Source organism: Vibrio proteolyticus NBRC 13287, assembly GCF_000467125.1.
GTDB classification, from domain to species: Bacteria; Pseudomonadota; Gammaproteobacteria; order Enterobacterales; family Vibrionaceae; genus Vibrio; species Vibrio proteolyticus.
In genome coordinates, this window is sequence record NZ_BATJ01000003.1 from 148,886 (window position 1) to 168,227 (window position 19,342).

General features: G+C 52.0%; 22 protein-coding genes. 19 read left to right on the forward strand and 3 right to left on the reverse strand.

The genetic code is table 11. The features are described from left to right. Positions 1 to 72 precede the first annotated feature (72 nt). From VPR01S_RS04940 to VPR01S_RS05025, 18 genes are all read left to right on the forward strand, one after another. The gene (locus VPR01S_RS04940) at positions 73 to 891 is read left to right on the forward strand and encodes a FliM/FliN family flagellar motor switch protein (RefSeq protein ID WP_021704211.1); all 819 of its coding nucleotides are present in this window, start codon (positions 73 to 75) and stop codon (positions 889 to 891) included. Next, complete coding sequence (fliN, locus tag VPR01S_RS04945) at positions 888 to 1,256, forward strand: flagellar motor switch protein FliN (protein WP_021704212.1); 369 nt, start codon at positions 888 to 890, stop codon at positions 1,254 to 1,256. The genes VPR01S_RS04940 and fliN overlap by 4 nt, the downstream gene beginning before the upstream one ends. A gap of 12 nt (positions 1,257 to 1,268) precedes the next feature. After that, complete coding sequence (gene fliP / locus VPR01S_RS04950) at positions 1,269 to 2,027, forward strand: flagellar type III secretion system pore protein FliP (RefSeq protein ID WP_021704213.1); 759 nt, start codon at positions 1,269 to 1,271, stop codon at positions 2,025 to 2,027. Positions 2,028 to 2,039: 12 nt separating this feature from the next. Continuing rightward, entirely contained in the window at positions 2,040 to 2,309 is a 270-nt protein-coding gene (gene fliQ, locus VPR01S_RS04955; RefSeq protein WP_021704214.1) for a flagellar biosynthesis protein FliQ, read from the forward strand. Then, entirely contained in the window at positions 2,309 to 3,085 is a 777-nt protein-coding gene (gene fliR, locus VPR01S_RS04960; RefSeq protein WP_021704215.1) for a flagellar biosynthetic protein FliR, read from the forward strand. Before fliQ ends, fliR begins: the two co-directional genes overlap by 1 nt. Further along, a complete protein-coding gene (flhB, locus tag VPR01S_RS04965) occupies positions 3,082 to 4,209 on the forward strand; it encodes a flagellar biosynthesis protein FlhB (protein WP_021704216.1) in 1,128 nt (375 codons plus the stop codon). The genes fliR and flhB overlap by 4 nt, the downstream gene beginning before the upstream one ends. A 31-nt stretch (positions 4,210 to 4,240) precedes the next feature. Beyond that, complete coding sequence (flhA, locus tag VPR01S_RS04970) at positions 4,241 to 6,331, forward strand: flagellar biosynthesis protein FlhA (protein WP_021704217.1); 2,091 nt, start codon at positions 4,241 to 4,243, stop codon at positions 6,329 to 6,331. Next, positions 6,324 to 7,139: an EAL domain-containing protein gene (locus VPR01S_RS04975; protein ID WP_040902271.1), complete on the forward strand. Its 816-nt coding sequence runs from the start codon at positions 6,324 to 6,326 to the stop codon at positions 7,137 to 7,139. Before flhA ends, VPR01S_RS04975 begins: the two co-directional genes overlap by 8 nt. Positions 7,140 to 7,314: 175 nt before the next feature. Further along, positions 7,315 to 8,181, forward strand: a complete 867-nt coding sequence (gene lafA, locus VPR01S_RS04980) for a lateral flagellin LafA (protein WP_021704219.1) — start codon at positions 7,315 to 7,317, stop codon at positions 8,179 to 8,181. A gap of 338 nt (positions 8,182 to 8,519) precedes the next feature. Continuing rightward, entirely contained in the window at positions 8,520 to 9,857 is a 1,338-nt protein-coding gene (fliD, locus tag VPR01S_RS04985) for a flagellar filament capping protein FliD (protein ID WP_021704220.1), read from the forward strand. A gap of 21 nt (positions 9,858 to 9,878) precedes the next feature. Next, positions 9,879 to 10,265, forward strand: a complete 387-nt coding sequence (gene fliS, locus VPR01S_RS04990) for a flagellar export chaperone FliS (protein WP_021704221.1) — start codon at positions 9,879 to 9,881, stop codon at positions 10,263 to 10,265. Further along, positions 10,249 to 10,560, forward strand: a complete 312-nt coding sequence (locus VPR01S_RS04995) for a hypothetical protein (protein ID WP_021704222.1) — start codon at positions 10,249 to 10,251, stop codon at positions 10,558 to 10,560. Before fliS ends, VPR01S_RS04995 begins: the two co-directional genes overlap by 17 nt. Positions 10,561 to 10,564: 4 nt before the next feature. After that, entirely contained in the window at positions 10,565 to 11,590 is a 1,026-nt protein-coding gene (locus VPR01S_RS05000) for a flagellar hook-length control protein FliK (protein WP_021704223.1), read from the forward strand. Between the two features lie 20 nt (positions 11,591 to 11,610). Beyond that, positions 11,611 to 12,105 (forward strand): flagellar basal body-associated FliL family protein, encoded by a 495-nt coding sequence (locus VPR01S_RS05005; RefSeq protein WP_021704224.1) that lies wholly within the window; start codon positions 11,611 to 11,613, stop codon positions 12,103 to 12,105. 12 nt (positions 12,106 to 12,117) lie between these two features. Further along, positions 12,118 to 12,846: a FliA/WhiG family RNA polymerase sigma factor gene (locus tag VPR01S_RS05010; RefSeq protein ID WP_021704225.1), complete on the forward strand. Its 729-nt coding sequence runs from the start codon at positions 12,118 to 12,120 to the stop codon at positions 12,844 to 12,846. A gap of 9 nt (positions 12,847 to 12,855) precedes the next feature. Then, complete coding sequence (motA, locus tag VPR01S_RS05015; protein WP_021704226.1) at positions 12,856 to 13,713, forward strand: flagellar motor stator protein MotA; 858 nt, start codon at positions 12,856 to 12,858, stop codon at positions 13,711 to 13,713. Beyond that, complete coding sequence (locus VPR01S_RS05020; RefSeq protein ID WP_021704227.1) at positions 13,713 to 14,705, forward strand: flagellar motor protein MotB; 993 nt, start codon at positions 13,713 to 13,715, stop codon at positions 14,703 to 14,705. The genes motA and VPR01S_RS05020 overlap by 1 nt, the downstream gene beginning before the upstream one ends. 90 nt (positions 14,706 to 14,795) lie before the next feature. After that, positions 14,796 to 15,083, forward strand: coding sequence for a hypothetical protein (locus VPR01S_RS05025; RefSeq protein ID WP_021704228.1), 288 nt, complete (start codon positions 14,796 to 14,798; stop codon positions 15,081 to 15,083). A 244-nt stretch (positions 15,084 to 15,327) separates the two neighbouring features. Here the strand turns inward: VPR01S_RS05025 and VPR01S_RS05030 are convergent, their stop codons facing one another. Continuing rightward, on the reverse strand, positions 15,328 to 16,242 hold the full coding sequence (locus VPR01S_RS05030; protein WP_040902273.1) for a pirin family protein: 915 nt from the start codon (positions 16,240 to 16,242) through the stop codon (positions 15,328 to 15,330). Between the two features lie 68 nt (positions 16,243 to 16,310). After that, entirely contained in the window at positions 16,311 to 16,934 is a 624-nt protein-coding gene (gene ycaC, locus VPR01S_RS05035) for an isochorismate family cysteine hydrolase YcaC (RefSeq protein ID WP_021704230.1), read from the reverse strand. Between the two features lie 367 nt (positions 16,935 to 17,301). On the opposite strand from ycaC, the gene VPR01S_RS05040 reads away from it, so the two are divergent. Next, complete coding sequence (locus VPR01S_RS05040; protein ID WP_021704231.1) at positions 17,302 to 18,207, forward strand: LysR family transcriptional regulator; 906 nt, start codon at positions 17,302 to 17,304, stop codon at positions 18,205 to 18,207. A gap of 87 nt (positions 18,208 to 18,294) precedes the next feature. On the opposite strand, the gene VPR01S_RS05045 is transcribed toward VPR01S_RS05040, so the two are convergent. Continuing rightward, on the reverse strand, positions 18,295 to 19,338 hold the full coding sequence (locus VPR01S_RS05045) for a hypothetical protein (protein ID WP_021704232.1): 1,044 nt from the start codon (positions 19,336 to 19,338) through the stop codon (positions 18,295 to 18,297). Positions 19,339 to 19,342 lie beyond the last annotated feature (4 nt).

The following is a 19,342-nucleotide window of genomic DNA, read 5'->3' on the forward strand; positions in this document are numbered from 1 at the left end:
TAAAAAAGTCTGTGTAGACTAGCCGCATTAAAACGAAATAGTTCGTAATTGTTAAGAAACGGTAAAATACACATGGAACCACAGATCCATAAATCTATTTCTGAGCCAAAACCACTTAGCGTTGAGTTGCTCGGAAAACCGATTCATATTGTCAGAGATAAACTAGAAAACATTATTCAGGACTCCAGTCACTGTTTAGTGAACGAGTTACAACACTGGCTAAATACGAATCAAGTCGAAGTCGTTTTTAATCAGGTGAGCTTACACACTCTCGCTCCGCTAGAGATGGATAAGTCACTGACGTCGGTATGTCGGCACCAACAAGGCGGTCTCGTGTACGTCTATTGCGACACTCCGCTGCTGATTAAACTGGCTGATCGCTTTTACAACGCTGACCTTGAGCGCAGCAAAGGCACACTGACCAGCAGTGACCTGCGCCTGCAAGAACGCATGACTCGTCACATCATTGACTGGATTGCTCCTGGCGATATGTGGCGTAACAGCGATTTCGAGCTCAGCTACGGGATTGGCCTGAAAACCACACTGGATATTCATTTTGGTGAACACAGCGGCACGCTGACGATGGTTTTTGACAGCCAGTTAATTCAGACCCTGATTGACCAGCTCGATCTGCATCAACAGGACGATCTGCACGATCCGTTCTGTCACGCACTGGAGTCGGCACCGGTAAAACTGAATGTTCTGCTGAGCAAGAAAACCCTGCCACTCAGTGATGTGTTGAATCTGGCTCCCAACGACATTATGCCAATTGAGCTGCTGAGCACGGTGCCAGTCAGCATTGGCAATGAACGCCTGTTTACCGGCCGCGTGGCCGAACAGGAAGGACAACTTGTATTAATTTTGAACGACGATAAGGAATCGCTACGATGAGTGAATCACCTGAAAACAACACCTTTGATGGTGAAGAGCTGAACTTTGATGATTTTCAACTGGAAGACTTCTCCGGCGACGTCGCGACTGAAGCGGCTGAGCGCCCGGAACGCGACCTGAGCTTTTTCAAAAATATTCCAGTGACGGTCACTCTCGAAGTAGCCAGCAAAGAGATTGCACTGGGCGATTTGATGAAAGCGGGCGAAGGCAGTGTCATTGAACTCGACAAACTCAACGGTGAGCCGCTGGACGTCAAAGTCAATGGTTCACTGATGGGGCATGCTGAAGTCGTTGTGGTCAATGAAAAATACGGTCTGCGCCTGATCGATGTGCTGGATTCAGCACTGACGTCGGTTGGTCAGTAAGGTTCAATTCAGATGGAAAAACTGCGTTCCCCATGGGCATGGATGCCTGCCCTGCTGTTGGCGTTGACGCTGGTTGCCATGCCGACGCTGGCAGCCGATAACGGACTGACCATACTCTCCGTCACCGACGGCCAGAGCGAACAGGAATACAGCGTCAAGTTGCAGATTTTGCTGCTGATGACCGCGCTGAGTTTCCTGCCCGCATTCATTCTCATGGCGACCAGTTTTACCCGGATTATCGTCGTACTGGCGATATTGCGCCAGGCACTTGGCTTACAACAGAGCCCGCCCAACCGGGTTCTGGTTGGCATTGCACTGACGCTGACGCTGCTGATCATGCGCCCGGTTTGGAGCGACATTTATCAAAATGCGTTCCAGCCTTACGACAACGGAGAAATCACGCTGATCCAGGCGTTTTCGGTGGCGGAAAAACCCATTCGCCATTTCATGCTGGCACAAACGCAACAGAGTTCACTGGAGCAGATGTTGCGAATTGCCAACGAACCGCTTGATCAGAATGTTGAGGACATCTCGTTTGCGGTGGTACTGCCTGCATTTGTCATCAGCGAGTTGAAAACCGCATTCCAGATTGGTTTTATGCTCTTCATTCCTTTTCTGATCATTGATCTGGTGGTCGCCAGTGTTCTGATGGCAATGGGGATGATGATGCTTTCCCCGCTGATCATTTCGCTGCCGTTTAAGTTGGTGATCTTCGTCCTGGTGGACGGTTGGGCCATGACTGTCGGCACTTTAAGCGCCAGTTTCGGCTAAACGGAGGACCTCATGACCCCTGAGTTAACCGTAACTCTGTTTTCCAATGCCGTGTGGCTGATCATTACCATGGTTGGCGTCCTGGTGGTGCCCGGACTGATTGTCGGTCTGGGCATTGCTATCTTCCAGGCTGCCACACAAATCAACGAACAGACACTCAGCTTCTTGCCGCGTCTGATGGTTACCTTGCTCATGGTGATTTTCGCCGGCCATTGGATGCTGCAAAAAATCATGGACCTGTTCGACTACCTGTTCCATAACATTCCGGGGATGATCGGCTGATGGCACTGACCTTTGCCGAGCTCTCTGCTTGGTTGGGCCAACTTTGGTGGCCGTTTTTTCGCGTTGGTGCGGTGTTTCTTTCGATGCCATTTTTTGGTGACGCGCTGATCCCACTTTGGGTTCGTAGCCTGCTCGCCTTATCTCTGGTGGTGATCACCGCGCCGCTGATGCCCGCCATGCCCGCCGTTGACCTGTTTTCAATGACTTCCCTATACCTGGCCTTTGAACAAGCGGTTTGGGGCCTAATGTTCGGGCTTATCCTGCATATGCTGTTCAGCATTTTCACCACGCTGGGGCAGATTGTTTCGTTACAGATGGGCCTCGGTATGGCAATGATGAACGACCCGGTCAATGGCATGTCGGTGGCGATTCTTGGCCGGATTTTCCTGATTTTCAGCACGCTGCTGTTTCTGGCACTGGAGGGGCACCTGCTGGTCATTGATATTCTGATTCAAAGCTTCACCATCTGGCCGGTCGGATCCGGGATCACCATGCTTTCACTGCAAGGCGTTGTGTCGATCTTCGGCTGGATGTTTGCTTCCTCACTGGCACTGGCCCTGCCGGCGATTGTTTCCATGCTGCTGGCTAACATCAGTTTTGGCGTCATGAACCGCGCAGCACCGGCACTCAACGTCTACGCACTCGGCTTTCCGATGACCATGCTGCTCGGCCTCTTTAGTGTGCTGATCTCTGTGTCCGGAGTGCCGAGCCGGTACACGGCACTGGTGCACGATACACTCAACTATCTGAATACCTTTATGCTGGGGGGCGCATGAGCGAACAATCGTCTCAGGACAAAACCGAAAAGGCTTCCCCCCAGAAGGTCAAAAAAGCCCGCGAACAGGGCCAGATTCCCCGAGCCAAAGAGTTTACCGCTGCGGTCATTTTCCTCGCGGTGGCGATCTACTTCTACAGTCAGTTAGCCACCATTTGGCAGAGTATCTCCGGGGTATTCCGTTTCAATATGGCGCTGACTAAACAAGATCTGGCGACACCGGAAAAAATGGTTGAACAGCTCGGCCACAGCCTCGGCATCGTTCTCGAAATGCTATTGCCGATGTTTGTGGTCATCATCGTGGTGGCGGTCGCCAGTTCGCTGATTCTCGGCGGCTGGATGTTCCGTCCGGCCAACGTGCAACCTAAGCTGAGTAAGCTCAACCCGCTCAATGGCCTCAAGCGGATGTTCTCAACCCGCTCTCTGGTTGAGCTGCTGAAATCTACCCTCAAAGTGAGTGTGATTTTTGCGGTGCTGTACGGCTACCTGGACAATCACCTCCAGCCACTGCTCGGTATGCAACGCCTGCCACTCAGTCAGGGAGTCAGCCTGATCATGACCATTCTGTTCGAAGGTCTGCTGTTGATGGGCGTGGCTCTGCTGATTTTCGGGGTAATAGACATTCCTTATCAGCGCTGGGAGCACCTCAAAGAGCTCAAGATGACCAAACAAGAGCTCAAAGAGGAATACAAAAACAACGAAGGCCGTCCGGAAGTAAAACAACGCATTCGCCAGATCCAACAGCAGTTTGCCCGCCGGCGTATCGACAAAATGGTGCCCACCGCTGACGTAGTGATCACCAACCCGACGCATTACGCAGTGGCACTTAAGTACGACCCATCCCTGTCGGATGCGCCGTTTGTGGTCGCCAAAGGCGTGGATGAAACCGCGATGCACATTCAGCGTATCGCGCGTAAAAATCAGGTGGAAATCATCAACTCGCCGCCGCTGACGCGTTCCATTTATCACACCACCGCGATTGAACAGGCCGTTCCGAGCCAGTTGTACATCGCCGTGGCCCACATTCTGACTTACGTCCTGCAGCTTAAATCGTTTCGCAAAGGCGAAGGTGAGCAACCACTGCCCTTGCCACACTTTTCGATTCCTAAGCACCTGCAGCACTGATTAACCAGCATTAACCCAAGGATAAGAAAGCATGCTTAATCGCTTGAAACAAATTCAGTCGTCGACCAAAGGCTACATCGGGATACCGATTGTGTTGTTGATGGTTCTGGCCATGGTCATCCTGCCATTGCCACCCTTGCTGCTGGATGCGCTGTTTACTTTTAACATCGTCCTGGCCATTCTGGTTCTGCTGGTCAGTACCACAGCTAAACGCCCGCTGGATTTCTCGATATTCCCGACCATTCTGTTGGTTGCAACCCTGCTGCGCTTGACGCTCAACGTCGCGTCGACCCGTATTGTTCTGCTGGAAGGCCACAACGGCGGCGATTCCGCCGGTAAAGTCATTCAGGCGTTCGGTGAAGTGGTGATCGGCGGTAACTATGTGGTTGGTATGGTCATTTTCGTCATCCTGATGATCATTAACTTTGTGGTGATCACCAAAGGTGGCGAACGGATTTCCGAAGTATCGGCACGTTTTACCCTGGATGCCTTACCGGGTAAGCAGATGGCCATCGATGCCGACCTCAACGCTGGTCTTATCGATCAGGAGACGGCCCGCCAACGCCGCCGTGAAGTGGCCAATGAAGCGGACTTCCACGGTTCAATGGATGGTGCGTCCAAATTTGTGCGCGGCGATGCCGTTGCCGGCTTGATGATCCTGTTCATCAACATCATCGGCGGTATCAGCATTGGTGTGTTTGAGCACGGCCTGCCCGCGTCTGAAGCGTTTAAAACTTATGCTTTGCTGACCATCGGTGACGGTCTGGTTGCCCAGATTCCGTCCCTGCTGCTGGCGACAGCTGCTGCTATCATCGTTACCCGCATTAACGACAGCGATAATGGCATGTCGGAGACCATGCACAAGCAACTGCTGGCCACCCCGACCACACTGTTCACTGTTGCAACCATTATGCTGGTAATCGGCCTGGTTCCGGGTATGCCTCACTTGGCATTCTTCACCTTTGCAGCGGCGCTCGCCTTTGCGGGCTGGCGTCAGAGCAAAAAGCCGGTTCACGATCCGCAAATCGAAGAAGTGGAAGCCCTGTCACAGGCGATGCAGGACGACGATGCCCCGCTGACCTGGGAAGACATTCCCCACGTGCATACGCTATCGCTGGCTTTGGGCTACCGATTGGTTCACCTGGTGAACAAAGAGCAAGGTGCCCCGCTGACCCAACGTATCCGCGGTGTCCGACGTAACTTATCGGAACAGGTCGGCTTCCTGCTACCGGAAGTGCGTATTCGCGATAATCTGAGCCTCAAACCGAACCAGTACACACTGTCGCTTAACGGTGAAGTGATTGAGCAGGGCTTTATTGAACCTGAACGTCTGATGGCAATTGCGGTCGGTGACACCTACGGCGAAGTCGACGGCATTCTCGGCAGCGATCCCGCTTATCAGTTGCCGGCAGTCTGGATTGAGCACAACGACAAAGCGAAAGCGCTCAATATGGGTTATCAAGTGGTGGACGACGCCACAGTGATCGCAACGCATATCAGCAAAGTCATGAAGTCGCACCTGGCAGAATTGTTTAATCACGATGACGTAGAAGCCATGAATCAGCGCCTTACTCAACAGGCTCCGAAACTGGCCGAAGCCTTGGGCGCCGCGCTGAATCCGGCGCAGCAGCTCAAAGTTTACCGTCAGCTGCTGCTGGATCAGGTACCACTGAAAGATATCCGTACCATTGCCAACACCATGTTGGAGTCATCGGAAAACACCAAAGACCCCATTCTGCTCGCCGCCGATGTCCGCTGCGCGCTGCGCCGCACTTTGGTCAACCTGATTGCCGGCCAGAAAAACGAAATCAGTGTCTATGCATTGTCGGATGAGCTTGAGCAAATGCTGATGACCTCACTGCAGCAGGCTCAGGCCAGCGGCGCAGTGATGCTGGACAGCTTCCCTATTGAACCGAATATTCTGAGTCAGTTCCAACAGAACCTGCCGTTGATCCGCCAACAGCTCAAACAACAGGGTCTGGCGCCGATTTTGTTGGTTATGCCGCAACTCAGACCTTTAATTGCCCGTTATGCCCGCAGTTTCACACAGGGTCTGGCGGTCTTGTCTTACAATGAAATCCCAGAAAACAAACAAATCAACGTGGTAGGAAACCTTGGCTAGTCTTATATCAAATCAGGCAATGTATCATTACTTGCGCGAACTGATTGAACAATATGTCGTCACGGATGACGACAAAATTATCTTTGAAGCTTTTCTGCAAAATGATGTCCGACACGCCTGTCAGGCGATTCGTGATGCGTACAGCGGTGAAGTGGAGTATCAACACCTCACTCTGCGCTTTGGCAACCGCAGTGAACAGAGTGTGTATCAGTTTGACCTGTCACAGACCATGCAGTACTGCCTGGATCTGTACAGTCTCTACCTGGCGCTGCGCCAGACCCGCTTTCAAATGGAAACGTTTCATCCGGATCTGATCAGTAACGTGGTTGTGCCGATCCGGATGAGTGCTTTGCTGTGGGAGCCGGGGCTGGAATTTCTCCATCAGATTTTCCGTCATCATCAGGATGCGTTTGCCCATGTGATTCCATCCCTGCAGATGACACCGGAAAACTTTACCCAGGCAGACAGCACCGAGCTGGTAGAGCAAATTCGTACTAACGCCTATGCGTTGTGGTTCGAATTGTGCGCGCCCGGCGAACACTTCGAGCCCTACGCCGACTTTAAACCGGACATGATCAAACTCTCCTTTACGCTGGAAAGTAAAGAAGATCGCAGTAGCTTTCTGCCCATTATACGTTTTCTGCGTAAACACCGTTTGAGCTGGACCGCCGGACGCGTTGCCAGTCAGATAGAGCTGAACCAGTGCAAGCTGCTGGGTGCAAGCCACTATTTTGGTTACTTCAGTGATATTCCGACCTCTGTGTCTTTCCGCTCTTTCGATGAAGCCGACAACGAGGAATGTCGCTAACCCCAATAAAAACGCGAATTAATGGAATTGAGATCACCAAAAACCACCTAATTTCATTAATTCGCTATTTTTTTTCAACCCCGATTAAATCCTGCCAAACAAGTAACCGCCTCTAGTTAGTGACCAGGGAAATTCCCAGAGCCTGAAAGACAGTTAGCAAACCAAGGAGACTAAGATGGCTTTATCTATGCACACTAACTACGCTTCACTAGTAACTCAAAACACGCTAAGCAATACAAACAACCTACTGAACACTGCAATGGAGCGTTTGAGTACTGGTTACCGTATTAACTCAGCAGCGGATGACGCAGCGGGTCTACAAATCTCTACCCGTCTTGAGTCTCAAACTCGCGGCATGAGCGTAGCAATGCGTAACGCACAAGACGGCATCTCTATGATGCAAACCGCTGAAGGCGCGATGGATGAGATGACTAATATCGTTTACCGTATGAACGATCTGGCAACTCAAGCATCAAACGGTTCAGCCTCTGCTGCAGATAAAACTGCACTGAACAGCGAATACCAACAGCTGAACGAAGAACTGGCGAACATCATGAGTTCAACCAACTTCGGCGGTCAGAAAATGTTCCAGACCACAGGTTTTGCGGCTGGCGCAGTGAACATCCAAATCGGTACTAACTCAGGTGAACAACTGGCTATCGACGTATCGACAGCAATCGGTGACCTGAACACAGCTGTAGGCGCTGCAGGTGGCTTTGCTCTGGGTAGCATCGCAACAGAAGCTGACGCACAAACTGCACTGGACACGTTGACTGGTGAATTCGGTGACGCAGGCGTTCTGGCTCAAATTGGTACAGTACGTTCAAGCTTTGGTGCGAACATCAACCGTCTAGAGCACACTATCGTTAACCTAGGCAACATGGTTGAGAACACATCTGCTGCGAAAGGCCGTATCACTGATGCAGACTTCGCTGTTGAATCTTCCAACATGACTAAGAACCAGATGCTGATGCAAGCCGGTACTACAGTTCTGTCTCAGACTAACCAGCTGCCAGGCATGGCAATGTCTCTGCTTCGCTAAGACGCCTCCTGATTCTTATCTACTCCAGTTACGCAAAGCCTCCTTCGGGAGGCTTTTTTTATACCTGTGCTTCCCTCTCAGCCCCGGCGGCCCAGCTTAATTCTATGTCCATTCCGGTCGCCCTACTTATAGAGGAAAGTTGTTCAGCCCTTTCAGGAAAAAGCGGAATTGCCCATTAGGAAGCAGCACTTCCGCTTTCGACACAAAAACAACTTAATACATTGAATTTAAAGACTTTAATTACTGGCACACATCTTGCGATTTAGCAATTCAATTACTAACGATTGATGAATCGGCCTGATGATGGGTCATCAGTCTGAGTTACAGGGAGCAACCCGATGAGTTCATTCGATCCAATTAACATGGCCACCCAACTGGCCACGTATGACGTTCAACCATTCCAGAAGCGTTACCAGATGCAGGCGGACAAATACCAGTCGCAGTTGACCGCGCTGGGTAAAGTGGAAAGCGCACTGCGCGACTTCCGCTCTGCCGTCGATGCAATGAACAGCAGTACCAGCAGCATCATCAAAAATACCGCCACCTTGTCTCAGGATGGGTATTTGTCGGCGAACGTTGACGCGAAAGCTCTGGTCGGCAACTACCAGATCTTCGTAGAGCAGATCGCGACCGCGCACCAGGTCTCAACCAGTATGCCGGCTGACTTGGATGCCACAACCGAAATCCCGACCACAGGAACGCTGGAGTTCACCATCAACGGTGAGAGCATGACGCTGGATCTGTCCACGGTCGATAGCGACGGCGATGGTAAAGCCACCATGGCGGATCTGATTTCGACCATCAACAACGACAGCAACAACCCGGGTGTAAACGCCACGCTGGTGCGCTCAAATGGCCAAACCCACTTCATGTTGTCCAGCACAGAAACCGGTGTCGAGAACCAAATCAACGTGTCTGCCTCAGGAACGGGAGCCACTTGGTTTGAAGATGCCTTCACCAACCTCAATGAAATCAGCGCACCTCAGGATGCTGTCATCTGGCTGGGCGCGAAAGACACGGGTCTGAAACTGACTAACGCCAGTAACACGTTCAAGGGTGTGATTGACGGGGTGGATGTCACGGTCAACAAAGCGCAAACGGCTGGCGAGAGCCCAATCGGCATGACCATTGGTGCCGATAACGAAGCGACCAAAGAGCAGGTCAACAAATTCGTCGACGCCTATAACACGCTGATGTCGACCATCGATGAGTACACCTCCATCGGTGGCGAAGACAAAGCGCGTGGCGTTCTGGCGAGCGACCCGACTTTGCGTTCGATCGAAAGCCAACTGACCAGTTTGGTACGTGGTGAATACAACGGCATGCGTCTGAGCGAAGCCGGCATCAGCATCGATCGTAACGGCAAAATGAAACTGGACGCGAAGAAGTTTGAGGCAGCGCAATCCAACAATGGCGCCGCGCTGGAGGCGATGTTTAACGGCGACGGTAACCTGCTTGATTCCATTGATGACATGGTGGAGCCGTTCCTTAAGTTTTCATCTGGCCTGTTCTCTTCTCGCAAAGATGCCCTGAAACAAAACATCAGCCGCATCGACGACAAGCAAGCCAACCTGGAACGCAAATACGACATGGCGTACGACCGCTATCTCAAACAATTCACTCAAATGAACACCCTAATGACACAGATGAACCAAACCATGTCGATGTTTGGGTAAGTCTATTCAGGAGAAGTACTTATGCTAATGGATTCCGGCTACGACTCATATCAGCAGGTGGATCTGGATGCCCAGGCCGCCGCCGCTAACCCTCACCAGTTAGTGGTGATGCTGATTGATGGCCTGCTTGACGAAATCGAACGAACCCGCGGCCATATCGCCGCGGCTCGTCTGGCCGAGAAAGGCACCAGCATCAATAAATGCATGAACATACTGATCGGTCTCGACAGTGCGCTGGACGAAGAGAACGGCGGTGAAATCGCACAGAATCTGCATCAGTTGTATGACTTTTGCCAGATTGAGCTCTACCAGGCCAGCGTCCAGAACGACGTCGACAAACTGGCCAATGTAGAAAAAGTAATGGCGAATATTCGAGAAGGATGGGTAAGTTTTGGCAAGCACGCATAAAGTCTCTCCCGAGCGATTTCGTCATCTGTCAAAGCTGATGCAAATTGCGACCAAAACCGAGGACTGGCATGCCCTGAAGCGCTACGACTTACAGTTGCGCGAATTGCTGACCAGTCATAAAGCGTATTTGAGCGATCCTCAACTGGCACCGGAAATTGCCCGTGCTAAGGCCATTCATCAGGAGGCATTCGACGCCTTGGAAAAGGCCACTGGCGAACTGCGTCAGGAGATGAACAAGGTTAACGCTCAGCAAGAGCGTGCCATGGCATATCAACTGGCGATGACGATGGAGTAACCGCATGATCACTACCTCAACCCTAGCCTCATCTGCGGTGAAATCAGCGGGCGGTGAAACGGGCAAAGTGCATGAAGCGCGAGTGTTCGGCGAATCGACACCAGCAAGCGGCGCATTTCGTCTCGGCCAACCATCGACAGCGATGGATCCCGCATTGTCGTTCACGCAAAACGGTGAGCACTCAACAGGCGAATCGCAGCAAGATGACACGCAACAGGACATTCTGACGCTGCTGCTCAGCGGGCTGACCAGTGCTGCGACTCCAGAACGGAATCCGCTTCACTCCAGTGCACCAGCCAACGAACGTCTCGGCCAGATGAAGATCCACGGCGAGCACGCGGCGGTGAATCAACATCGTGCAGACACGGCGGTCACAGCGCAGACAAGTGAGCTGCGCCAGAGCCACACCCAGACAGCGGCCTCCGTGAGCGAGCTGCCCAGCCAAGTCAAACTGACGTCACTGAGCAATGATGTGTTGTCGTATGGTTCGTCTCAGCCATTGGCGCAACCACTAATGGCCGGTGCCGCATCGGCTCAATCTCACACCCTGCAAAGCGCGGCCACAACCGCAGCCTCAGCAACCAGCACCCCTCAGACCGCAGAATGGGCCAGCATGCGTATTGATACTCAGGCCGGACGCTGGGGCGAGCAGATGATGCAGGTGTTGCACGACAGAGTCTCTTTGCAAGCGCAACAGAACCTGCAAGAAGCCAAAATCCGCCTGGACCCGCCAGAGCTGGGCAAACTCGATCTGCTGGTGCGGGTGGAAGGCGATCGCCTCAGTGTTCACATTAACGCGAATGCCAGTGCTACCCGCGAAGCGCTGATGCAGGTTTCCGAGCGTCTGCGCGCCGAATTGCAGGACCAGAACTTTGTCCATGTCGACGTTAATGTCGGTTCGGATCAAGACGATCAAGCCAGTCCCTATTCACCAACAGACGAGCAGGCCACCATATTTGCCGCGCGCGATCTGCGTGAAAACAACTCTCACACATTTACTTCTGACCACTGGCTGAACACCCAAGCCTGATTGATAACGAGGATAAGGTCATGACCAAACAACAATTGATTGCCGCTTTCATCGCAATGATCGTCACCAGCGCCCTCGTATCGGCCATTACCCTCGTGGGTGGTGTCTGGTATCTGAAAAAAGCCAACCAGGACGATTCCGCTGACTTTTTTGAAGGCTCCTCCCTGTCGTTCCTGACGGAAGAACCTAAGCCCGTCAACACGCCAAGTTTTCACGCACTGGATAAAATTGTCCTGAGTGTCAAAGGTAAGAAACAATCGCACTTCGTGATGTTGGAAGTGGCGGTCGAAACCCGTCGTCCGGAACGCATCAAGGACATTGATGACTACATGCCGGTCGTCCGCAACTCGCTGCTCAAGCTGTTTGCTGATAAATCCTTCGACGATCTGCAGCGTGAAGGCGCGATCGACGATTTGCAAAATGAAGTGAAACAGACTCTGCTGATGGCCTTCGCCAAAACAGACATTGTTCGCGACATCGATGACGTGCTGCTCACCAAATACGTGGTGCAGTAAAGGAGCACCTCTATGTTGGATATGAACTTACAGGAAGGCTACAACGCCACGGAGGAGATCGCTTCACCGTCGGTGCCTATCGATGAAAATCGCCTGTTACAAAAGCATCAGATCCTGGTTAAGCGCGTGGTGAATCAACTGCGTGCCCACGCCAACACGCATTGCGGCGTGGAAGACATGCAGCAAATCGGACTGATTGGCCTGCTCGAAGCGGGACGTCGGTATGGCAACATTGACGACGCCAACTTCCCTGCATTTGCGGTATGCCGTATTCGTGGCGCCATTCTGGATGAGTTGCGTCGCCTGGACTGGCGTTCTCGTAAAACCCGTCAGCAGGCCCACGAACTCAACGACGTGACCCGGGATCTGACCCGTAAACTCGGACGTCAGCCCACCGATGCGGAGATCATCAAAGCACTCGGTACCGACGTCCGAGACTACTACTCGCGTCTGAATGCGTCACTGGCTGGTGAAATGCAAAGCCTGGATCAATTGATTGAGAACGGCGTCGAAAGCCATATTGACAGCCACTATGACGGCATGGCTCACGAGCAAATCCGTCGCAGTCTCGATCAGGCGCTGACCAGGCTACCAAAGCGCGACCAACTGCTGCTGACGCTGTTTTACCAGCACGAACTTAACCTACATGAAATCGCCCTGGTTCTGGAGCTGACGCCACCGCGCATCTGTCAGTTGCACAAGCAGGCGCTGAAACAACTTAACCAATACTTGTCCAGTTAGGAGTCACTGATGCAAAAGTTTTTTGGTGCAATTACAGTCTTGATATGTGTCTTTGGCGGCTACGTCTGGGCAGGCGGCAGCCTGGCCGCGATCTGGCAGCCCGCGGAACTGCTGATCATCGGCGGTGCCGCGCTCGGTTCGTTGATCATCGGTAACCCACCTCAGGTGCTCAAGGAGATGCGCCGTCAGGTGAAAATGATCATCACTCAGCCGAAAGATGAACAGGAGTATTACATGGAGCTGATGGCCGTGCTGAAGATTCTCTTGGAAACCGCACGCAACCAGGGCTTCAAATCACTCGACAGCCACATTGAGACACCGGAACAGAGCTCGATTTTCCTCGCTTACCCGAACATCGCCTCGGATCACCGCCTGATCTCTTTTATTACCGATAATTTGCGTTTAATGGCTATGGGCCAAATGTCGCCTCATGAATTAGAGGGACTGCTGGAACAGGAAATCGACGCCATTCAGACCGATCTGCTGCTGCCATCACGCTCGATGCAGCGCACAGCAGAGGCTCTGCCTGGCTTCGGTATTCTGGCCGCAGTGGGTGGCATCATCATCACCATGCAGGCGATTGATGGGTCGATTGCCATGATTGGCTATCACGTTGCCGCTGCTCTCGTGGGAACCTTTATCGGGATTTTTGGGTGTTACTGCTGTCTGGATCCGGCAAGTAACGCTATGGCCCAGCGCGTTAAGCGCAACATGACAGCGTTTGAATGCGTGCGTGCAACCCTGGTTGCCTACGTCGCGAAAAAACCAACGCTGCTGGCAATTGACGCGGGCCGTAAACATATTCAGCTAGACATCAAACCCACCTTTAACCAAATGGAGAAATGGCTGGCTGAACAGGAGGGATAATGCAAAAACAAGAACATGTGGTGTTCAAACGCAGCAAATCAGAGTCGCACGATGAACTTCACGGTGGCGCATGGAAAGTCGCATTTGCCGATTTTATGATTGCGCTGATGGCCTTGTTTCTTGTGCTGTGGGTCATGCAGGTGGTGGACAAAGAAGAGCGTAAAGCGATCGTCGCTCACCTGCACAGCTCCAGCGTGTTCGACAAGAGCTATGGCAATCCCTTTGATACCTCGCAAAGTATCTCTCCGATTGATCTGGCGGCTGAGTCTTCTGTACCCAGCCGTCATGATTCAAACCACACCGTCACCTCGTTTTTCCGTGGTGATGGTGACGGACCGGAGTCGGACTCGCTGATCCCGGGCAACTTCGATACACAGGAGCGCCTGGCGGTACTGGCGAAAGTTGTGGAAGAGATGGTGCGTCAGATCAATGCTCAGGGTAACGTCAACGTCACTGTGACACCGCAAGGCCTGCGCATTGTGCTTCAGGACGACTACAAACAGAACATGTTTCGTCGTGGCGGCGCTGAGCTGACCCCGTTTTTTGAAGACCTGTTGCTGGCGCTGGCGCCAGTGTTCAAGCGAGTCAGTAACCCACTGATCATCAGTGGCCATACCGACTCCACGCGCTTCAAAAAACATTTCAGCAATCGCTCCAACTGGGAACTCTCCGCCTCCCGTGCAAATGCTGCCCGGCAGACGCTGGTCTCAGGCGGCATGCCGGAAGAACGTGTTTTGCAGGTTGCGGGGATGTCTGACCGTGCTCTGATCAACGAAACTGAGCCGGATGCGAGCGAAAACCGCCGGATTGAACTGTTTGTGCTGACCACGCCTGCAGCCGAGGTTCTGGAAACCTTGTTTGGCCAGCAGTCTGACAGCGAGTTACTCAAAGCCAGGGAAAAGGCGCAGTTTAATCAACCAGTTATTCGTCAAGAGACGATCAACTATCCTATACTCTCTGAGCAATCAGAGGAAACCCTGCAGAATCTCTAAGCAGAGACTCTGACTTTCCTTTACCGCCCTGTCTACAGGGCGGTGAATCTCCCAACCCTGTTCGTTACTAATGGAAGATCCGAGCAAGTTATGTATCAACACTCTGGCGACGCACCAAAAAAAGATGGGTTACAGAAAGCCTTACTCTGGCTAATCGTGATTGATTACTGCCTGCTGACGCTGTTTCTCAGCCAGTTAGCAAACCTGACCCTCAGAGCCGGCACTGGTATCAGCACCTTACTGGTTCTGTACAACGTGCTGTTGTCCTCGCTGTGCTTTCAACGCACCAGTAAGCGGGACTCCTACATTATCTACCCAACCCTTTCAGCCACCTTGTTGGCGTTTACCTTCTTCCTGTACTTTTTCTTTCTGATTTAGTGACAGGCATTCACACCGTCTGTTCAGCAGACAAAGAATGCGCCTCAATACGCCCTGTCATCTCTTCGTTCTGGTTTTAACACACCTTTTTCTCTCCCTTTTATTCACCAGACGGACACGCCAAAACCCGGTCTTCAAGTGACAGGCTTGAACCGGGTGGCAAAGCTTTTGGTTGTCGAACACAACCATTCAGATAAGTACCTGTAGCCACATATTATTGATGGCTGATGGCCGACAAAACCGTCTAGTCTGGAAACGGAATAAACTCATCTTCATCACCAGGCACCGTGGCAAAATGACCGGCTTTCCAATTCTCTTTTGCTCTGTCAATCAGCGCCTTATCTGTAGCAACAAAATTCCACTCCATGTAACGGGGTCCTATGGCCTCGCCGCCAACCAGTGCAATCACACTGTCTTGGGTTGCCATGACTTCCACGCCAGAGGAGCCATCCAAAATGGCCATCGAGTGCGCCTCCAGCTCCGTATCCTTGAAACGAACATGACCACTAACCACGTACACCCCTCGTTCTGGCACATCGGGTAGCACCAGTGTTCTTCCCGCCTCAATGCTCGCTTCGATATAGAGTGTTGGCGAGTACGTCATGACGGGCGAAGTGCGTCCATAAGCCGAACCAATCAGGATCCTGATGGACACACCGTCATTCAGGATGAAGGGAAGCTGTGCCTGATCATAGTGATAAAACGCCGGCGTCGTTTGCTCTTGTTCTTTGGGTAAAGCCAGCCAAAGCTGAAGTCCGTTCAAGGTGTTATTGGCGGTTTTGATTTCCGGTCGTTGCCGCTCCGAGTGCACAATGCCATCACCGGCCACCATCAGATTAATGTCACCGGGAAGAACCCGAGCTTCAGTGCCCAGCGAGTCACGGTGGAGCATCTCCCCTTCAAACAAATAAGTGACCGTGGCTAAACCGATATGAGGGTGAGGTCTGACATCAACGCCCTGTCCGGGCGCAAAGGTTGCAGGCCCCATGTGATCAAAGAAAACCCAAGGTCCAATGCTTCTGCATCCTTTGGTCGGAATCGTTCTACGAACGCAAAATCCACCCAGATCTTTGTCTTTGGGCGTTAATATTTTTTTTACCGCATCACAACCATCAGACACGCCGCAAGGCAGTTCAAGCTCTTGATTCAGGTTACTCATCATCGTTTTCCGTTAACGCAAAAAGGGGATCACTCCCCCTAAAAATAGCTGACTTTCCAGCACTGTGTTTAGTTACCAGCCAGTGTTGTGTAGCTTGTAATAAGATTGCGATAATCCGGGATATGGTTTGAGAACAACGTGCCCAAGCCTTCAATATCGTTGCGCCAGTCTCTGTGAAGCTCACAAGCGGCGCCAAACCAAGTCATCATCTGAGCCCCCGCCTGAGACATGCGCTCCCAAGACGCGTCACGAGTCATCGGATTGAATGTGCCGGACGCATCTGCGATCACAAAGACTTCATACCCTTCTTCCAAAGCCGATAGCACAGGGAACGCGACACATACCTCGGTGACCACACCGGCAACAATCAGCTGCTTCTTACCGGTTGCTTTGACAGCAGAAACAAACTCCTCGTTGTCCCACGCATTGATTTGTCCCGGACGAGCAATATAAGGCGCATCAGGAAACATCTCTTTCAGTTCGGGAACCAATGGTCCGTTTGGACCAGTCTCAAAACTGGTCGTTAAAATGGTGGGCAGATTGAAGTACTTAGCCATATCGGCCAGAGCCAATACATTATTTTTAAACTTATCAGGCTCAATATCCCGTACCAGCGATAACAAACCGGCCTGATGATCAACTAACAATACCGCTGCATTGTTTTTATCCAAACGGTTGTATTTAAAGCCCATATTCGACTCCTTAACTATAAAGTTTTCGCTATTTTGGGCCAGAATTGACACGCACCTAAACGACCATATCTAAGGTCTGCAATCACCTGGATAATGTCAGTTCCTGCCTCATCGATTGCACAGCAAACATACCGTCTTCGCCGATGGCATCGCTGCGTGATAGTTTGCCTTATATACAATAAACAGGATTTCTGCCTCTCAGTAAGAAAGCCATTTCCTATCCGCTGCGATGCTTTTTGGTTGACGATATTCACAACAGCGTTGATGGCCTATTCCATGTACAACGCCTATACAGATAATACATTTGGCACAATAATCCGGTAGACTGCTAAAATGCGAATCAGTGTTCCATATATAGGACAATAAAATGCAAGATCTCAACGATCTGTATTACTTTGTTCAGGCTTGTGAATACGGTGGCTTTGCCCCGGCAAGCCGGGCATTGGGAATCCCAAAATCCAAACTAAGCCGACGAGTCGCCGGACTGGAGGAACGCTTAGAGACCAAATTGATTTATCGCTCTACCCGCAGCTTTCACCTCACGGAAGTGGGACAAACATATTTCCAGCACTGTAAAGCGATGTTGATCGAAGCCGAATCGGCTCAAAATGCCATCGACTCACTCAAATCTGAGCCAAGAGGGACAATCCGGCTAACTTGCCCTATTGCGTTATTACATGCCCATGTTGGCTGCATGCTGGCCGACTTCATGATGAAATACCCAGAGGTTAATATCGTACTGGAAGCAGCCAATCGCCGTGTGGATGTGATCTCAGAAGGCATTGATGTCGCCATTCGAGTCCGGCCAGAGCCCATTGAGAACAGTGAACTGGTGATGAGGGTATTGGCCAGGCGCAGCTTGCGCCTCGTTGCCAGCCCAGCCTTAGTCCGTCAATACGGCGCGCCAGACCAATTGAGTGACTTGGCCAACTGGCCCAGCTTGGGCGTTGGCCAAGCTCAACATCAGTTCGTGTGGCACTGGCAATCTCCCGAAGGCCGCAACATGGAAATCGCCTATAAGCCCCGCTTGATCACCACGGATATGGTGGCATTGAGAAATGCGGCGCTAGCGAGCGTTGGTGTGGTACAGCTACCAACGCTGATGGTGACCGAACAACTGCGCGACAATACTTTGATTTCGTTACTTCCCGACTGGACGGCGCCTGCAGAAATCATCCATGCCGTTTACCCTTCCCGCAGAGGACAGTTGCCCGCGGTCAGAGCTCTAATTGATTACTTAGTGGAGTGTTACAAGAGTTTTGAGGAGCAATAAAAAAGCACCCATTGTCAGTCACAATGGGTGCTTTTTGTTGGTGCGCTAAGCCGTCATTCAGTCCGACGAACACTGGCCTACATTGTACTATTTCAACAACGCAACAACGGTGTGACGCTTGACATTGGCCTGCGCATTCAATGCCTTGAAGGTGGCAGTGAACTGACCCGCTGAAGCGTGCAGTTCGTCCAGTTTCTGATTGACTTCGCGGTTGGAAATCACAGGCGTCTGCTGACGCAGCGTCTGCATATTAGCCGTGAGTTCTGAGTGGAAATCTCTGGCCTGTTCCAGCCCGGTCTGCACCTGGCGCAAATGCTGATTAACTTTGGCGATGCCCTGCTTAACGCCTTCGCGAGTACTCAGATCAAAGCTCAATTCAGCGATGCCATCCGGCTCGGATTTCAGATTCAGCGCGTTGGCCTGCCCGGCAGGAAAACGGTGCCCTTGCCCCGTGACCAGCACTTTTTTCTGCATCTGCTGATACGATTTTTCCGACGCTTCAAATACGATGGTGCCATCTTGCGCCAGTGACGCGCGCATGCCCATTGGGATCAGGCTGCGGTCAAGCATTTTGATGGTCCGCTGACTGTCCGCCTGGCCATCAAACTGAATCATCACCGACTTGCCCTGCGGAAAATCGAGACGAATCTGCTCGCTGCGATCACTTAGGCGATGCACATTCAGGCCAGGGATAGAGAAGCGGCGTAGATCCGCCTGATCCAGCTTAAGCCTCAGCTCATTGTCCACCACGCGTTTGCCATCAAAACGAGACTGGTCCAACACCTGCTCAATATTGTGCTTGGCACGACTGAGATTCTCTTTCAGGTTCGGCGTGTTGTGAGCGCCCTGGTTCATCGCTTGCGTCAGACTGCGTTTGATGGTCGTCAGCTCTTTACCAACGTACTGCAGTGAGCGGCTGGCAATCTGCACCGCTGTTGCGTTCTGCTGGCCTTTGGTCACCAGCACGCCCGACATCGAATACGACGGTGCCGTGGTCACCGTCTGTGGTTTTATATAGCGCTGGGTAATCGCTGTACTGTCGTCCGCAGAGCGCGACGGCGCAATTGAAGCCTGCTCCTGTCCGGTGAGTCTGATACTATGCGGACGGACCTCGACGGTACTCATTGCCATATCT

Coding starts and splice junctions, on each gene's coding strand:
- fliN (WP_021704212.1), top strand. CDS start 888: ATGAGTGAATCACCTGAAAACAACACCTTTGATGGTGAAGAGCTGAAC.
- VPR01S_RS05030 (WP_040902273.1), bottom strand. CDS start 16,242: ATGAGTAACCTGAATCAAGAGCTTGAACTGCCTTGCGGCGTGTCTGAT.
- ycaC (WP_021704230.1), bottom strand. CDS start 16,934: ATGGGCTTTAAATACAACCGTTTGGATAAAAACAATGCAGCGGTATTG.
- fliQ (WP_021704214.1), top strand. CDS start 2,040: ATGACCCCTGAGTTAACCGTAACTCTGTTTTCCAATGCCGTGTGGCTG.
- VPR01S_RS05025 (WP_021704228.1), top strand. CDS start 14,796: ATGTATCAACACTCTGGCGACGCACCAAAAAAAGATGGGTTACAGAAA.
- VPR01S_RS05000 (WP_021704223.1), top strand. CDS start 10,565: ATGATCACTACCTCAACCCTAGCCTCATCTGCGGTGAAATCAGCGGGC.
- fliP (WP_021704213.1), top strand. CDS start 1,269: ATGGAAAAACTGCGTTCCCCATGGGCATGGATGCCTGCCCTGCTGTTG.
- VPR01S_RS05005 (WP_021704224.1), top strand. CDS start 11,611: ATGACCAAACAACAATTGATTGCCGCTTTCATCGCAATGATCGTCACC.
- VPR01S_RS05040 (WP_021704231.1), top strand. CDS start 17,302: ATGCAAGATCTCAACGATCTGTATTACTTTGTTCAGGCTTGTGAATAC.
- VPR01S_RS04940 (WP_021704211.1), top strand. CDS start 73: ATGGAACCACAGATCCATAAATCTATTTCTGAGCCAAAACCACTTAGC.
- flhA (WP_021704217.1), top strand. CDS start 4,241: ATGCTTAATCGCTTGAAACAAATTCAGTCGTCGACCAAAGGCTACATC.
- motA (WP_021704226.1), top strand. CDS start 12,856: ATGCAAAAGTTTTTTGGTGCAATTACAGTCTTGATATGTGTCTTTGGC.
- VPR01S_RS05020 (WP_021704227.1), top strand. CDS start 13,713: ATGCAAAAACAAGAACATGTGGTGTTCAAACGCAGCAAATCAGAGTCG.
- VPR01S_RS05010 (WP_021704225.1), top strand. CDS start 12,118: ATGTTGGATATGAACTTACAGGAAGGCTACAACGCCACGGAGGAGATC.
- VPR01S_RS05045 (WP_021704232.1), bottom strand. CDS start 19,338: ATGGCAATGAGTACCGTCGAGGTCCGTCCGCATAGTATCAGACTCACC.
- fliD (WP_021704220.1), top strand. CDS start 8,520: ATGAGTTCATTCGATCCAATTAACATGGCCACCCAACTGGCCACGTAT.
- fliS (WP_021704221.1), top strand. CDS start 9,879: ATGCTAATGGATTCCGGCTACGACTCATATCAGCAGGTGGATCTGGAT.
- fliR (WP_021704215.1), top strand. CDS start 2,309: ATGGCACTGACCTTTGCCGAGCTCTCTGCTTGGTTGGGCCAACTTTGG.
- lafA (WP_021704219.1), top strand. CDS start 7,315: ATGGCTTTATCTATGCACACTAACTACGCTTCACTAGTAACTCAAAAC.
- flhB (WP_021704216.1), top strand. CDS start 3,082: ATGAGCGAACAATCGTCTCAGGACAAAACCGAAAAGGCTTCCCCCCAG.